The sequence below is a fragment of the Alkalicoccus luteus genome, from assembly GCF_012034335.1.
Classification (GTDB): domain Bacteria; phylum Bacillota; class Bacilli; order Bacillales; family Salisediminibacteriaceae; genus Alkalicoccus; species Alkalicoccus luteus_A.
This window is the reverse complement of record NZ_JAATHJ010000014.1, coordinates 54,021-69,282: the sequence shown is the minus strand read 5'-3', so window position 1 is coordinate 69,282 and position 15,262 is coordinate 54,021. Positions and strand designations below refer to the sequence as shown.

The window sequence follows — 15,262 nt, the reverse complement described above, 5'->3', positions numbered from 1 at the left end:
GGTCGACGCCCTGTTTCGCCGTAAGCCCAAAACGGGCAGCCCCGGGAAGATCCCCGCGGCTGCCCGTTTTTTGATGTTCTCCTGCTCGATCTTCACACTGTTCGGACACGGTTTCTTTGACGCTTACGTTGCTTTTGCGGAACGTTAAGTCGTTTTTGACCCGTTCAGCTTTTTACCTTCAGCCGTCCGTTTCCTGTTGCCGCCATCTCTCATACTCGCACGGCCCTTCACCGCCAAGCTCGTTTACTGAATCCATTCCTCGACCATGTCACGGTTATCGTCGATCCACGCCTCGGCGCCTTCGACCTCGTCGTCCATGTCGTTAATATAGGACATCAGCTCACCAAGCGTATCGTCGTCCATTTCCCAGTTGTCCCACCACTCGATTACTTCCGGGTGCTCCTCGTGGAAGCCTTCACGCGTCATGTAGTAGATGTCTTCCGGCTCGCCGTAAACGCCCTCCGGATCTTCCAGATACTTAATGTCGTAGTCGGAAAACGCCCAGTGCGGGTTCCACATCGTAATCAGAACAGGCTCTTCGTTGTTGTAGGCCGTATCCAGCTCTGAAATCATCGCGGGCTCCGAGCTGACGAGCAGTTCGTAGTCAAGTTCGTAGTCCTCGACGACATCTTCTGTCAGTCTCGTCAAGCTTGCTCCGGCGTCGATGCCGACGATTTCTCCGCCGAACATATCGACGTTATCGTTCAGCTCGTCAATGCTGTCAATGTCGACGTATTCCGGTACCACGAGTCCGAGGCCCGTGCCTTCAAACCACGTCGTTTCGCTCAGCTCCAGGTTATCCCCGTGCTCTTCGTAGAGCGGTTCATCGGTCGTTGGAAGCCACACTTCCAATGCCGCATCGAGGTCCCCGTTTGCGACACCGACCCAGATCGGTGATTTCTCCGACATCGTGATTTCCACGTCATAGCCCTGCTCCTCCAGCAGCAGCTTCCACATATTCGTAATCGCAATGTTTTCCGTCCAGTTGTTATAGCCGAGCTCAATCGAACCGCCTTCACCCTCCTGTGCTGATTCTTCGTTTGAATTACCATCGTTATCGCCGCATGCCGCGAGCAGCATCACTGAAACCAGCGCCGCGCCGGTAAGTACCGTAGCCTTTTTCATCTATACATCATCCCTTCTCGATTGTCACACAAGCTTAAGTATACGTTTTTCTTTCGGGAGGCTCAATGCTTGTAAGCGCCGTTAAATGCTCCCGCTCCCCAGTTGATGCTCATAAGAACGCCCTCACCGGGCCAGTGCGCAGCATAAAGTCCGAATGCTCACTATAGAGGAGGCGCGAAAGACAGAAAAAACCCGGTGCAGCTGTGTGCACCGGGCATGTTCATTAATTTTTATCGTCGCTTTCTTCTGTCTGGCTATGTTGGTCCGCTGCTTCAGTACGGTCGTCGTCTTCCGTTTTCAACGCTGTAGCAACGTCAGCTGACTCGTCGGCCATCGTGCTGCCCTGCAGATTCTGCAGGGAATCGAGACCGCTTTTGACTTTGTCGGAGCTTTTGCCGGCGAAATCCTTGACGAGGTTCGCGATGTCGAGGCCGGTCGCTTCCTTTACCGGCTCCTGCATGCTCATCAGGTTGCGCGCCACGCTGTTCCCCATCGTGTTCATGCCTTCTCCGCTGCCGCTGTCGATCACTTTTACAGAGTCGATGTTGGAGAGCGGACGGGCGAACTCGGCTGCGACCTGCGGCAGAATTTCGATCAGCTTCTCACGGATAATCGCTTCGCCGTTTTCGGCCATCGCTTCGGCGAGGAGACGGCGTGCTTCTGCTTCTGCTTCCCCTTTTTCGCGGATGATCTGAGCTTCAGCCTGACCTTCGCGAATCTTAATTTCAGCAGAGGCGTTACCCTGCTCTCGCGTAACTTCGGCTTCGGCCTTTCCTTCTTCGATGCGAATCTGCGCGCGTGCTTCCTGAGCTATACGGTCGGCACGTGCTTTCGCTTCTGCGGAAATCTCGTCCGATTTCGCCTTCGCTTCGGCTTTCTTCGTCGTTTCATAGTATTCCGCGTCCAGCTTCGTGCGGCGTACTTTGTTTTCTTCTTCTTCCAGCTTTACAGAACGCTCGCGCTCCATAAACTTCGTATTCAGCTCTTCGTCCTTTACTTTACGGTCGAGTACGGCTTTTTCCAGATCGTACGCCTGCTCGGATTTCGCACGGGCGCGCTCTGTTTCCTCTTTGATCGAGGCAGCCCGAATGTCTTTTTCCTTACGCGCTTCGGCCGTGGAGATTTCACTCTCGTACTCGCTCTTCTTCGCTTCTTCTTCTGTTTTTGCCTGGTTGATCCGTGTTTCACGGAGGTTTTCGGCTTCCGCTACTTCCGCTTCCTTGCGCACCTTGGCAATCTGCGGACGTCCGAGATTTTCGAGATAGCCGTTTTCTTCATCGGCATCGCGAAGATCGGTCAGCGTCAGCGCCGTGATGTTAAAACCCATCCGGTCCAGCTGCGTCTGGGCGACTTCCGTTACCTGCTCCGCAAATCCTTCGCGGTCGGCGTTGATTTGCTCGACCGACATTTTACTGAGAATGGCGCGGAGGTTACCGTTTAATACTTCGGAAATTTCTGTTTCGATTTCCTTCTGGTCTTTTCCGAGAAACTGCTCGGCGTAGTTGGCAATGCCCTTCAGATCATCGGCAACCTTTACCTTGACGACCGCATCCGCAACGATCGGCACGCCGCCTTCCGTGTACACTCGCGGCGTCGTCAGCTTCTGCTAGAATGACGTCAGGTTAACCGGGGTCGACGTCTGGAACCGCTTGAGCAGCACCCCGCCCCCGCGGACAATTTTCATCGACCGGCCTTCCTTATCGGTGAAAATATTCGTTTCCTTCTGCTCATCACCGAGCTTAGGCCCCGTAATGATCAGTGCTTCATTGGAACGCGCTGTCCGGTAGCGGATCTTCATAAATATGTAGTAGCCCGCTACAGCGAAAAGGAGAACGACAAGCGCAATCCCTGCATAAATAAAACCCATTTTCTCACTGCCTTTCTAAAAGAAGAATGATGGCTCACCTGTACTGTACGGAGCGTGTCTGATTAAAGTTCCTGAATTGTTCAAATTTACCGGAGATTTTTTTATGTGTCGAAAACATGAACCAAACCCTGCCCAAGTCTGACAGGGTTCAGCTTCGCTCGTATTTTTGGTTTTTCTCAGGTCTTTCCCTGCTTTACTTGAAACGTTGCTTTCGCTGCCGGGTGGATACGGAACCGGAACAGCTTGGCGATGAGGAGCATCACCAGCTTGATGACGACAAATGCGATCACAAACCGTACCAGCAGGGCAAGCAGCACGACCATCGCTTCCCCGATTCCGCTCGTCCAGTAGACGTCATCAGAGCTTACCGCAAACGACACGGCAAACACGACCGCAAAAAGGTTGCTCGTCACAAGTGCCATGATGTAATCGGCCAGATCCGGTTTGCCTGTCTCCATGCTCGACACCTCCCGTTCGTTTTACGATGGTTTTACCATGATTTTCACGTGGCTTTTATCGTGCAGCAGCGCCTCAAATCCGCTGTCGACTACGTCATCGATGCCGATACGCGAGGTAACCATATCATCCGCCGAAAAGAAGCCGGACTTCATCAGCTCCATCACCTGCGGATAAATATCGCGGTAGGCAATGATCCCTTTCATCGTCCGCTCAGCTATGACGAGATCGTTCGGCTGAAACGACGCCTCGCTTTCCCAGATGCTTACGATAATCGCTTCGCCGCCGGTGTGTGTACTGTGAAGCGCCATATTGAGCACCTTGGGCACGCCCGTCACCTCGAACGAGACGTCAACCCCGCCGCAGTCGGCATGAATGTCATCGACTGCGCGCTCCGGATCGACGATAATTCCGCCGAGATTGCGCGCTTTCTGCTGGCGCTCCTTGGACAGCTCGACGACATAGACCGCTGAAGCCCCGGCTGCTTTTAACGCATCGATCACCATAAGGCCGATTGGACCGGCACCGAACACCGCGGCAGTGTCTCCGACCTTTAGCGAGCTTTGCCGGACGGCATGCACGGCCACAGCAGCTGGCTCGACAAGCGCTCCCTGCTCATCGGAAAGTTCATCCGGCAGCTTGTGCGCCATGTGCTCGCCGACGACCGTGAACTCGGAAAAGCCGCCTCCTCCGCCGGAAAGCCCGTGAAATCCGAGCTGCGGTGACAAATTGTACTTCGCATCCACGTAGCGGCCGTTCTCGTGCGGAGCGAGAATCGGCTCGACCGCCACACGGTCTCCCGGCTTCACCTTCGTCACAGCGCTCCCAACGTCAACAACTTCACCGGCAAACTCGTGTCCCATGACGATCGGCGCCTGGCCTCCACTGATCGGATGCGGGGCATCGACCGGAATAAAGATCGGGCCCGCAGCGTATTCGTGCAGGTCGCTCCCGCAGATCCCGCACCAGCCGACTTTGATTTTCACGTCGTGCTTTCCGTTTACCTGAGGCTCCTCCACCTTTTCCACGCGCAAATCCTTTGCTTTGTACCAGACAGCAGCTTTCATGCTTCCCACTCCTTTTTCAGAATGATTTAATCGTGGCTGAACACCGCATTCTGCTTCATGAATGTGAGCGACTCCTCAATGATTTGCTGCTGATCGTTGTCGAGCGTAGCGACGTGATAGCTGTTCTTCAATTCAAGAAACGTTTTTTGATCAGAGCCGATCTGGTCGTAAATCAGATTTGAATTTTCCGGCGGAACGACGTGATCCTCAGTGGAAGCCATGATGAGCGCCGGACAAGCTACGCGGGGCAGATCGAGCTTCACCTGCTTCATCAGCTCCAGAATCTGCTTCACAGAAGCAACCGGGGTCTTTTCATAAGCAAGCTCGACGACGTCCGGCTTTTTAATATCGGAACCAATCGCATCGATATACCGCTCCTCCATATGCTTCACCGGCTCCATTTCCGGTACATCGACCGCTGCGTTAATCGTGACGATTCCGCTTATTTCCGGATGGTGCTGAGCCATGTAAAGCGCGAGCGTGCCGCCCATCGACAGCCCGACAACAAAAATACTGTCACAGCGCTCCTTCAGCCACTGATAGCCTTCCTCGATTGAGGCAATCCAGTCCTCATACGTTGACTGCTCCATGTCTTCGTAGTGGGTCCCGTGCCCTTTCAGACGGACCCCGCATACCGTATAGCCGGCATCAGCAAATGCTTTACCGAGCGGCCGCATGCTCTGCGTCGTGCCTGTAAATCCATGCGAAACGAGAACCCCGACGCGGAACCCCTCAATCTTAAACGGCTCCGCTCCCTTCATGACCTGATACGTCTCCTGCATCGTCATCCCTCCTGATGGTAGCGTATAGTCTAAACGTGTTATTACTTCGACAAAAGCCCAGCATTTTCCTGCTTCTTATTCTTTCGTCCTTTTTGACATTTTTCCATCTCGCTTCGGGCTTTTTCTGGAAATAATCTGGTAAGCTCGTAAACGTAAGCGATTTCAGCGAAGAAGGACGTGATGATACATGACAACCAGACAGCTGACGGGACTGATCCTCGGCCCTTCCCTGTTCAGCCTGATTTATTTTTTTCAGGGAATGACCGGACTCGATGATGCGCCGCGCGCCGTGCTTGCCGTTACTGCCTGGGTAGCGACGTGGTGGATTACCGAGGCTATGCCGATCCCGGCGACGTCATTAATGCCGATCTTTCTGCTCCCTCTGACGGGCGGCGCTCAGGAAGAAACGGCTACGATGGCGTATGCCGATCCAATTGTCTTTATGTACATGGGCGGTTTTACAATTGCGCTCGCCATTGAAAAGTGGAACTTGCATAAGCGAATTGCGATGTCGATCATTGCGATGGTGGGCTCCGACAGCTCGCGTATTATTCTCGGTGTCCTGCTGGCTACCGCCCTGCTCTCGATGTGGATTTCCAATGCAGCCACTGCCTTAATGATGCTGCCAATCGCGCTTGCCCTGATTACAAACGTGAAAGAAAAGAATTACCTGGATGAGGAATCGCTCCGGAAGTTTGCAAAAGGTCTGCTGTTAACGGTGGCCTATGCTGCTTCCATCGGCGGTCTCGCCACGCTGATCGGCTCTGTGCCGAACGCCGTATTTGCCGGGGTTGCCTCGCAAATACTTGGAGAAACGGTTACGTTCACCGACTGGATTATATTCGGGCTTCCGCTCACGATTATTTTGCTCGTTGTACTCTATTTTTACATGACGAAAGTACAATTTAAGATTACACAGAAAGCGAGTATTTCTGACGATTTTGCGAAAAATCAGCTGAAAGAGCTTGGCCCGATGTCGTTTGAGGAAAAAGCAGTGCTGACGATTTTCACTTTCACCGGACTCATGTGGATCTCCAGCGGCTTTTTGCCGGAAAATCTGCGCTTGTCTGACACCACAATTTCAATCATTGGTGCGACATCGATGTTTTTACTCCCTGCAAAACAGGAAAAGGGCGGACTGATGCAGTGGGATGACATGAAGCGCCTGCCTTGGGGACTTTTGCTTTTATTTGGAGGCGGTCTGTCACTCGCAGCAGCCTTTGAAGAATCCGATCTGACCTCCTGGTTCGGCGAGTTACTCGGAGCGCTTGAAGTGCTGCCGTTCCTGCTCATTTTAATCGCGCTCGCTGCCGCTGTTCTGTTCATGACAGAGATTATGTCTAATACGGCCGTCTCCAATATGCTGATTCCTATTAGCATCGGTCTCGCACTCGGAATCGGCGTCGATCCATACGCGATTATGGCTGTTGTGGCACTCACATCCTCCTGTGCGTTCATGCTGCCTATTTCGACTCCGCCGAACGCAGCCGTGTTCAGTTCGGACTATATCACCATCGACGACATGGTAAAAGCAGGCTTCTGGATGAACATCGTTTCGATTTTCGTGATCGTGCTGTTTGTCTACTTCTGGCAGCCTCTCGTACTCAGCTTTTAGCATAAGTCTCCGTGCTTTCCGGAAGATTCGGGATCGCTTATAATGAGGGCACTACCGTTGTCTGGAGGGATGTGCCATGTCACACGCACAGCAGCAGCCTGAACCGTATCCGTATTTGGCGTTTCTTCCGGCAGGCTTTGGCCGCCGGGCCCCTTACATCGTCCGCAGCCGCGGACTGAACCGGCTGCACGAAGCGGCCGCTGAGCTGCTTTCTGCTCTTACAGCGTCTGAAAAAGAAGCCTGGTGCCGCCTTACCGGCCAGTCCGCCTGCCGGCTCCCTGTCGGCATGGAAGCGAACGGCCAGGCGGTTCCGGTGCTCGTTCGACCGGACGTGTTTTTATGGGAGTCTGCACCGTCACAGCTTCCGCTTGATCGACGTTCGTTTTTCCAGCGGGATACGACGAAGCTTTCCGATGCGCAGCTTCGCCGCCATCTCGAGCAGGTCGTTCGGCAGTATTTGCTTGCTGCAGCGCTGCATGAACGTCCTCGTTCGTTCTGGCTTGCTGACGTGGAAGCTGCTTATCTCCGCCATCCGTTTTTAGAGCTTGCCCGTCAGAAAGCAGACGTTGTCGAAGCTGTCGAGCTAATGAATCGTTCCTCTCTGCTCGCCGTCTTAAAATACCCGGAAGATATCGCCTACTGGCGCCACCGGGTGGAGATTGTGCTCCGGCCTTACCGAGCGCTGCCTGAGGCTTGGCGAGACGGACTGTGCGAGCATGAGAAAGAGCTGTACACGACGACAGATAAACTCGTCTGCAGCTGTACGACGTGCGCGTTTACGGTTTACTACCATCCGGCCGACGGCAACGCTGAACTTGAAGAAGAGGTGCTCATGCCCCGAGCAATAAAGCGTATTGCCACGATTGAACGGCAGCTGAACGAGATCGCCGAGCAGAGCCTCGACGTGATCGATCAGCTGCGCCGGCTGCAGGATCTAAAAAAACAGCTGCTTCCGTTTGAGGCCGAGCTTGAGCGGCTGAGTCGTCACAAGCAGCAGCTCAAGCATCCGCCTGCGGTGCCGATCGTGGATACGTACGAAGCACTGATCCGCACGACATTCCCGACAGCTGACGTGCAGCCTGAGCTTCACTCACTTGCTGGTGTCCATCTGCACGATACTGCTGTGCTTGCCATTCCACACGATTTCGATGGGCAGGTTGAGTCTCTCCTTGACGAGGCTTTTCATCAATACGATGAGCAGGCAGAAAAAGAAAGACCGAAGCCGGATGACGTTGTGTTTCACGTGAAACGATGCAAGCTGACGCAGGGTGAGAAAGACGAGATTGACGCCTTCCTTGACATGCACGACTTCCGACCGTCGGCTCATCAGCTTGCGAAGACACTCGCTGGTATCCCAACGAACAAGGTGCGCTCGCTCGGCCTGCACGAATCACCGATCTTCGGGCTGCTCCAGTCCTGGCCGGAAAAGCAGGTCGTCAAAGCCGTGCACCGGCTGTTTGTCTAACTAGATAAAGCACCCTTTAAATACGAAAACAAGCATGGAATCGACGTAAAAACGTGATTCCATGCTTGGTTAGTTAAGTAAGAAGAGATGAAAACCCTTCATAAAAAAGCACCACTAAATCACAGTGTGCCTGCTGACTCACGCCCCAAACCGGTTAAAAAACCACACGACAAGAAAGATGCTGATCACGCCCCATACGGTTGTTGCGGCAATAAACGCGATGATTTTTCTCGTCCGCTCCGGGCTTTCGGCTTCACTTCCCTCTGCACTCATCGCTTTCCACGATAAACCCATTCGCTGTTTGACCGTAAAGATAATGAGCAAACCAATGAAGAAAAAACCGACTGGAACGAATACAAAAAGATCCATAGCGAAACACCTCCTGATTAGAGCTTAACACAAGATTCCCTTCTTTTCTCTATTCATTCGTTTCGACGTTCCGTAAGCTCGCAGCTGCTTATGATCGCTAGTAGAGATAGATGAGCTAACCAGCTGGCAATACTGATTAGCTTCATCTGTATCACTCGTTATCCGATCCGTTCTTCCTGCATATGACTCACGCTCTCTGCTTCCGGCTCGTCCCAGATGAACACGCAGCCGGAGCGCGGCAGCACCCACTGGTCGAGCTCGATTTTGACGATGTTGTTCGGCAAGTAGGAGACGGCTTCGCTGTCGTCGAAAAACGGCACCGGTACGATACGTACGTCCGGGTCAGCATGGGTGAAGAGGATATCCACCTGCTGGGTCGGTTCCGATACGATCGACACGAATTTGCGGATCGTTTTTAGCTGCGGCATATGAAAATGGTAGTGAAACTTATACTCACGGTCTGCTTCTGCCTCAATCGTTCCAGACATGTCAAACTGCAGGTAAAAGCCGTTCTCGCTGTTTTCTACTGTGAACGGGAGGCTTTTCTCATCAAGGGCGAAGGAAAACTGCATGACCTCTTCGACAAAGCGCTGCAGCTCTTCGTTCGTCATCTGCTGCATCCGCTTCTTTTGACTGGAGCCGATAAACAGATTTTCACGGAAAAAGACCCCTTCTCCTTTAAACAGCTCTTCGAGATCACTCTCCCAATAGGAAAAGCCGACGGTAACGCGGCGCTTTTTCAGCTGAAAGATGTTCAAACTCCGGTAAAACGATAAATCTTCTTCCACCCAGTAATAGTCCTCTTCCGGAAACGATGTTTCCATACCGCTCCGCTTCAGCGAGTAGCTGATGTGATAGCGAAAGCGGCGGCGGAAATGATACTTGTTTTCCAGATACGGGCGAATTAATGTCGTATAAAGCATGCCGCCGGCCCGTTCACCGAGGAGCGACTCAGTCGAGTTTTTAATAAAGCCTTTACGCGCCCCTTCTGAAAAGCGCGACAGTACGCCCTTATCCAGCATCAGCGCCTCTGCGACGCTGTTCGCCGTTTCAATTTTCTGGTGGCGCCGGGTCACTTTCTCATAAATCACGTTAAAGAGGACGAGCGGCAGCATGATTCCGATCAGAGACGTCATCACGTCCATGTAAAAGCTTTCCCATGAAATGGTTCCAAGCAGCACGTTCGTTAAAATGATAATTCCGAACAGGAGCAGGAGTACGGTGATAAACAAGGCAGTGACGTTGCGGTAGGAGCTGGCCGATTCGGAGCGTACGTCAAACCGGCTCATTGTACTTCCTCCGGCACGGCGGCTTTTCCGTATACCGCGGCTTCCTGTCCGGTGCGAAGCGCCCACCACTGGTTGCCGTAATCAAAATGCCACCATTCCTCTATGTAGTTTGAAAAGCCTGCGGCTTCCATCACAGCTAACAGCAGTTTTCTCGACTCCTGCACGTCCCCCGGCTTGTCGTGAAAGGCATCGGTCCGCGCGAGCTCACTGAAATCATCAAACGCCGTGCCCATCGGCAGCTCGCGTCCGTTCTCATCCAAAATCGTCAAGTCCACCGCGCCGCCGGTCGCATGTGGAGCCGGAGCGGAGAGATCCTCAGATGGGTATGAGACGTACGTCGTTACCTTCTCGCGCAGCGCTGGACCGGTTAATTCTGGATTTTTACTGAGGATGGAAGCTTCAAAGGCTTCATACAGCCCCCGCTGCACGTGATCCGGACGAAAGCCGTCCCAGATGAGCAGACGATAGCCTTCCGGCAGCAGCGAAGCCGCGGTATAAAGACGATCGGCCGTCTCTTCCCGGACGTAAATATGCTGAAGTGCCCCTTCAATCCCTTGCCGGGCATAAGCCGGCTGGCAGACGATTCGTTCGTGTGCAGGTGTAACAAGCGGTTCCCGATTATCATCGATCGGAACGTGCCGCCAGTCGCGTATTTGCGTCATGGTCTGTCCTCCTCGAATCATGATAGGACTTATTATACCACGTCGAAAGACCTGAACACGATTATCTATCCATGTTTTCCCTATATTGCGCCAGTGCTTCATTTCCTTCCGCTACGTCTTCCCCGTGACAGATGCTAAGGATGTCGATATCATACTCACGGAGCAGGTCTGCGCTTTTGATCGCCTGATCCATATCGGCGGTGAACATCGGAATCGGCCGGTTGAGCTGCCCTTTCTTAGAGGTAAATAAATCACCGGTGATCATGACGCGACTCTCCGGCTCGTAGTAGCAGACGTGTCCCGGCGTATGTCCCGGGGTAAACACCGGCTGTAACCCGGCGATGGGAAGAAGCTCACCGTCCTCCTCCGGGAGCGGGGTCAGCGTACCTGCGGGAACGATTTTCTCCGGCTTTTTCCGTCCGGGATACGGGAGACTTCCTTCTGCATAGGGAATTTCCTTCTCGTGCGCATAGACGGCAAGACGCCGCTTTTTCAACAGTTTTTTCAAGCCGCCGACGTGGTCAAGATGGCCGTGTGTGAGCAAAATGCCTTTTACAGGCCCGAGCTTTTCTGCTTCTTTCAGCAGTCTCGGGGACATAAACGAGAGCCCCGTGTCGACGATGTAAATGCCGTCGTCGCCGCGCACGGCCCAGGCGCTCATCTTCAGCACGACCCATGCCTCCAGTTTGCCTGCGTGATCTGATACGTGCTTCCACTTCATGCCGATCCCTCCCGTTTTCCTCTGATTAAAATCAGTATAGCCGGTTCAGGCGTATTGAGCGAGTGTTTTTACCAGTCGGCGTCCTCCCGATAGCTGTACGTCCGGCGAACATCTTCTAATACGCCGGCATCGATTTCATAAACGCGGATCGCTTCCGCTTCAGCGAACACGTCTGCCTGCACGTTCCATCCGCTCCACGGAGGCTGCATGACGGAACCGCCCCACATCGCACCTGCACGGTTCACGCTCAGCAGGTACACCTGATTTTCCACCGCTCTCGTCAGAACGAACGCGTGCCAGCTCGGGTACGTATCATCCTTTGAAAACGCAGACGGATGCAGCAGGACATCAGCGCCCTCCTCCCATGCGAGCCGGCGGGCGTGCTCCGGAAAGCGGATGTCGTAGCAGATCATCAGGCCAACGCGGACACCTTTGCAGTCAAACGTGCAGATGTCTGTGCCGCGGCTGAAAAAATCCCGCTCCATTGAAGCACCAAACTGGGCGAGGTGCCGTTTTCGATAGATCGCAGCAACGTGTCCCGTATGATCGATGACGACCTGGGCGATAAAAAACTGGCCGTTCTCGTTGATCGGCAGCCCGAAAACGATCGTCGCTTCTAGTTCTTTCGCCGTTTGCTTGAAGACAGCGGCGGACATGCCGTCTACTGGTTCAGCGAGCTCGTCCAAAGCGAGAAACGCTTCGCGGCTGTAAGTGATCGTCGCAAGCTCCGGCAGGACGATCATGTCAAACGGCTCCTTGGCTGCGTGAAGGCGGATGGCTTGGGCGAGCCGTTTCACGTGCTGGTTTCGAGCCTCCGCTGTCACAATCGTATCAGGAATCTCCGGCTGGTATATCGCGATTTTCATGGGTGACGCCTCCTTCTTAACGGAAGAAAGCCAGTCAGCGGCTGACTGACTGGCTCCTCTTTCTCATTGATTACAAGGTTGATTCTGCTTCCTGGTCTACTATCAGACCGAGTGCCTTGTCGGTTTTCGCCTGCAGCTCGCGGATCAGCTCCGGATGCTCTGACAGCTTTAATCCGTAGGATGGCACCATTTCTTTTATCTTTGGCTCCCATTCCTTCACGCGGTCCGGGAAGCAGCGCTCGATGATATCAAGCATCACCGATACAGCCGTGGAGGCTCCAGGCGACGCGCCGAGCAGGGCGGCAATCGACCCGTCGGCAGAGTTAATAACCTCGGTACCGAACTGAAGCGTGCCTTTCCCGTTTTCCGTATCCTTAATCACCTGCACCCGCTGACCGGCTGTGATCATTTCCCAGTCCTCGCTTTTCGCGTCCGGAATGAATTCACGCAGCGCTTCGATCCGCTTTTCCTTCGACTGCATCACCTGTTTGATCAGGTATGCGGTGAGCGCCGTGTTTTTCGCACCGGCTGCAAGCATCGTCGTCACGTTGTTCGGACGGATCGACGTGATGAGATCGGTGTAGGAGCCTTCCTTTAAAAATTTCGGCGAGAAGCCGGCAAACGGACCGAAAAGAAGAGATTCCTTGTTATCGATAAAGCGCGTGTCCAGATGCGGCACGGACATCGGCGGAGCGCCGACTGGTGCTTTCCCGTATACTTTAGCGAAGTGCTTTTTGACGACTTCCGGGTTGGAGCACGACATGAAAATGCCGCTCACGGGAAATCCGCCGTAGCCTTTCCCTTCCGGAATGCCGGACTTCTGCAGCAGGTGAAGGCTTCCGCCTCCGCCTCCGATAAAGACGAATCGCGCCGTGTGATGCTCAACGATACCGCTTTCATGATTCGTAATTTTTACTTCCCAGCGGCCGTCTTCCTGTTGGGCGAGGTCTTCCACCGTGCGGTTGTAGTTTAATTCCACACCTTTTTCTTCAAGCTGCTCAAACAGCACGCGCGTGAGTGCTCCGAAGTTCACATCCGTTCCGCCTTCGATGCGCGTTGCCGCTACCGGCATGTCAAGCTCCCGGTTTTCCATCATGAGCGGAATCCACTTCTTCAGCTCAGCCGGATCATCGGAAAACTCCATGTCATCAAACAGCGGGTTCGCCTTCATCGCCTCAAAGCGGCGGTACAGAAACTGAACGTTGTCCTCTCCCTGCACGAAGCTGATGTGCGGAAGGGCCCCGATAAAATCGCGCGGGTTCGTGATTCTGCCGCTGTTAACGAGGTACGACCAGTACTGCTTTGACTCATTAAACTGCTCGTTGATTTTCACAGCCTTCGTGATGTCAACCGAGCCGTCCGGCTGCTCGTGCGTATAGTTCAGCTCGCACAGTGCCGCATGTCCTGTTCCTGCGTTGTTCCATTCGTTCGAGCTTTCCTCACCGGCACTGCCGAGCTTTTCAAACACTTTGATGTTCCAATCCGGAGCAAGCTCCTTCATCAGGGAACCAAGCGTCGCACTCATGATACCGGCACCTATTAATAGTACATCTGCTTGTTTTTGCTCTCTGCTCATAATCTCTTCCTACTCCTTACGTTTTTCGGAAAAGATGCAGCCGCTTCAAAAGACGACAGCGAAACAATGACATTCGACCAGGTTCCACACCTTTTCCAGTTCATTTTGCTACACGTAATAGTTTATCACTGATAGCACGATAATAAAACGCTTTCGGTTATTTAAATAGGAAGAAAAGTGTGAGAACCATTAGTGGTTTGAGTCTGTTAAACAAGAAGCTATTCTAAGTTTGCATGCCGGTCTTTCCACGACTTCTGGTCCTTGTTTTCCGTATTGGAGGCCAAATAAATGATGAAGGCATCCAATATGATATGGAGACTTTGATCAAACTGGTTTCCAAGAGGCTGAATCGTCTCCGGTTCATCTTTTCGTCTGTGCTTTGTAGCAGCTGGCACCCTCACTGTAATATGACTAAGATTTGCTATTTCGGAATCAGCGTTTGTTGTAAACGATACGATTTTAGCATTTGATTTTGAGGTTGTTTTCGCCATTTCCACCAAATTTTTCGTCGTGCCTGAACCTGAGAGAACGATCAATAAATCGTTCTCTGTAATACTTGGGGTGATTGTTTCACCTATTACATACACATGATAACCAGCGTGCATCAAGCGCATAGCAATCATCTTGCCTACCAGGCCCGACCTGCCTTCTCCAGCTATAAATAATCTTTCTGCAGAAGATACGAATCCGACAAGCTCGTCGAAATCATTGAGCTCCAGTGTCTTTTCAGTGACTGATGTAATCTCGGAGATTATTCTGTCCGTAATGTCATTCATTCTGCATCGCCTCCTTTACGGCCTTCGCAGCTTCAGCCGGGTTATCTGCACCAGTAATAGCGCTGCCGACTATTAAGATAGACGGGTTATAAACTATTACTTCTGTGACCGTTTCAGCGTCTAGCCCTCCGGCCACTGCTACTTTTACAGCCGGAAACGGCTTTAGTTTGTCAAAATCCTTTTTACCAAGCTTCTGAGTATTTTGCTGGTCCTTGCCAATATGAAGGGACACGAGCTCTACACCCAGCTTGTGCAAGTCCTGAACTCTCGATTCAGGCGTATTTAACAGATCGAGCATTACTTCCCCGTTCATTTCCTCGGCAGCTTCTAATGCCTGACGGATGCTTGCATCATCACTGAATGCCATCACTGTCGTAATATCAGCGCCTGCTTGCAGAGCCTGTTTTGTTTCATGTGTTGCAGCATCACATGTCTTCATATCTGCGAGCAGCACTTTATTCGGATATCTTTCCCGGATTTCTCTTACAATAGACATACCGTATTCTTTAATGACACCAGTTCCGACTTCAATAATATCAATCGAATCCTTCGTTTCCTCTAACACCTGTAGACACTTTTCAAGAGTTAATCGATCCAGTGCCAGCTGAAGCTTCACTTCTTTACCT

Annotated in this window: 16 protein-coding genes; 2 read left to right on the top strand and 14 right to left on the bottom strand. The window is 52.7% G+C overall.

What is annotated here, in order from left to right:
- Window positions 1–243 precede the first annotated feature (243 nt).
- The 6 genes from HCN83_RS10600 to HCN83_RS10580 form a co-directional block, all read right to left on the bottom strand.
- Window positions 244–1,125, bottom strand: a complete 882-nt coding sequence (locus HCN83_RS10600; RefSeq protein WP_168007060.1) for a glycine betaine ABC transporter substrate-binding protein — start codon at window positions 1,123–1,125, stop codon at window positions 244–246.
- A gap of 223 nt (window positions 1,126–1,348) precedes the next feature.
- A complete protein-coding gene (locus tag HCN83_RS10595; RefSeq protein ID WP_343033710.1) occupies window positions 1,349–2,710 on the bottom strand; it encodes a flotillin family protein in 1,362 nt (453 codons plus the stop codon).
- Between the two features lie 21 nt (window positions 2,711–2,731).
- Entirely contained in the window at window positions 2,732–2,992 is a 261-nt protein-coding gene (locus tag HCN83_RS18785; RefSeq protein WP_343033709.1) for a hypothetical protein, read from the bottom strand.
- 176 nt (window positions 2,993–3,168) lie between these two features.
- Window positions 3,169–3,450, bottom strand: a complete 282-nt coding sequence (locus HCN83_RS10590) for a hypothetical protein (RefSeq protein WP_168007058.1) — start codon at window positions 3,448–3,450, stop codon at window positions 3,169–3,171.
- A gap of 21 nt (window positions 3,451–3,471) precedes the next feature.
- Window positions 3,472–4,515 carry a 2,3-butanediol dehydrogenase gene (locus HCN83_RS10585; RefSeq protein ID WP_168007056.1) on the bottom strand — a complete coding sequence of 348 codons (1,044 nt, stop codon included), beginning with the start codon at window positions 4,513–4,515 and terminating at the stop codon, window positions 3,472–3,474.
- A 26-nt stretch (window positions 4,516–4,541) separates the two neighbouring features.
- The gene (locus HCN83_RS10580; RefSeq protein ID WP_168007054.1) at window positions 4,542–5,297 is read right to left on the bottom strand and encodes an alpha/beta hydrolase; all 756 of its coding nucleotides are present in this window, start codon (window positions 5,295–5,297) and stop codon (window positions 4,542–4,544) included.
- A 187-nt stretch (window positions 5,298–5,484) separates the two neighbouring features.
- Here HCN83_RS10580 and HCN83_RS10575 point away from each other — a divergent pair, with 187 nt between their 5' ends.
- A complete protein-coding gene (locus tag HCN83_RS10575; RefSeq protein ID WP_168007052.1) occupies window positions 5,485–6,912 on the top strand; it encodes an SLC13 family permease in 1,428 nt (475 codons plus the stop codon).
- A gap of 76 nt (window positions 6,913–6,988) precedes the next feature.
- Window positions 6,989–8,377 (top strand): RQC-minor-2 family DNA-binding protein, encoded by a 1,389-nt coding sequence (locus tag HCN83_RS10570; protein WP_168007050.1) that lies wholly within the window; start codon window positions 6,989–6,991, stop codon window positions 8,375–8,377.
- 138 nt (window positions 8,378–8,515) lie between these two features.
- Here HCN83_RS10570 and HCN83_RS10565 read toward each other — a convergent pair whose 3' ends face one another.
- The 8 genes from HCN83_RS10565 to hxlA form a co-directional block, all read right to left on the bottom strand.
- Window positions 8,516–8,746 (bottom strand): hypothetical protein, encoded by a 231-nt coding sequence (locus tag HCN83_RS10565; protein ID WP_168007048.1) that lies wholly within the window; start codon window positions 8,744–8,746, stop codon window positions 8,516–8,518.
- A gap of 158 nt (window positions 8,747–8,904) precedes the next feature.
- Window positions 8,905–10,035, bottom strand: coding sequence for a hypothetical protein (locus HCN83_RS10560; protein ID WP_168007046.1), 1,131 nt, complete (start codon window positions 10,033–10,035; stop codon window positions 8,905–8,907).
- Window positions 10,032–10,697: a M15 family metallopeptidase gene (locus HCN83_RS10555; protein ID WP_168007044.1), complete on the bottom strand. Its 666-nt coding sequence runs from the start codon at window positions 10,695–10,697 to the stop codon at window positions 10,032–10,034. The genes HCN83_RS10560 and HCN83_RS10555 overlap by 4 nt, the downstream gene beginning before the upstream one ends.
- Window positions 10,698–10,758: 61 nt before the next feature.
- Window positions 10,759–11,418: an MBL fold metallo-hydrolase gene (locus tag HCN83_RS10550; protein WP_168007042.1), complete on the bottom strand. Its 660-nt coding sequence runs from the start codon at window positions 11,416–11,418 to the stop codon at window positions 10,759–10,761.
- Between the two features lie 68 nt (window positions 11,419–11,486).
- Window positions 11,487–12,284 (bottom strand): carbon-nitrogen hydrolase family protein, encoded by a 798-nt coding sequence (locus HCN83_RS10545; RefSeq protein ID WP_168007040.1) that lies wholly within the window; start codon window positions 12,282–12,284, stop codon window positions 11,487–11,489.
- 70 nt (window positions 12,285–12,354) lie between these two features.
- Window positions 12,355–13,860, bottom strand: a complete 1,506-nt coding sequence (locus HCN83_RS10540) for a malate:quinone oxidoreductase (protein ID WP_168007038.1) — start codon at window positions 13,858–13,860, stop codon at window positions 12,355–12,357.
- A 218-nt stretch (window positions 13,861–14,078) separates the two neighbouring features.
- Window positions 14,079–14,636, bottom strand: a complete 558-nt coding sequence (hxlB, locus tag HCN83_RS10535; protein WP_168007036.1) for a 6-phospho-3-hexuloisomerase — start codon at window positions 14,634–14,636, stop codon at window positions 14,079–14,081.
- Window positions 14,629–15,252 (bottom strand): 3-hexulose-6-phosphate synthase, encoded by a 624-nt coding sequence (gene hxlA, locus HCN83_RS10530; RefSeq protein WP_168007034.1) that lies wholly within the window; start codon window positions 15,250–15,252, stop codon window positions 14,629–14,631. Before hxlA ends, hxlB begins: the two co-directional genes overlap by 8 nt.
- Window positions 15,253–15,262: the final 10 nt, after the last annotated feature.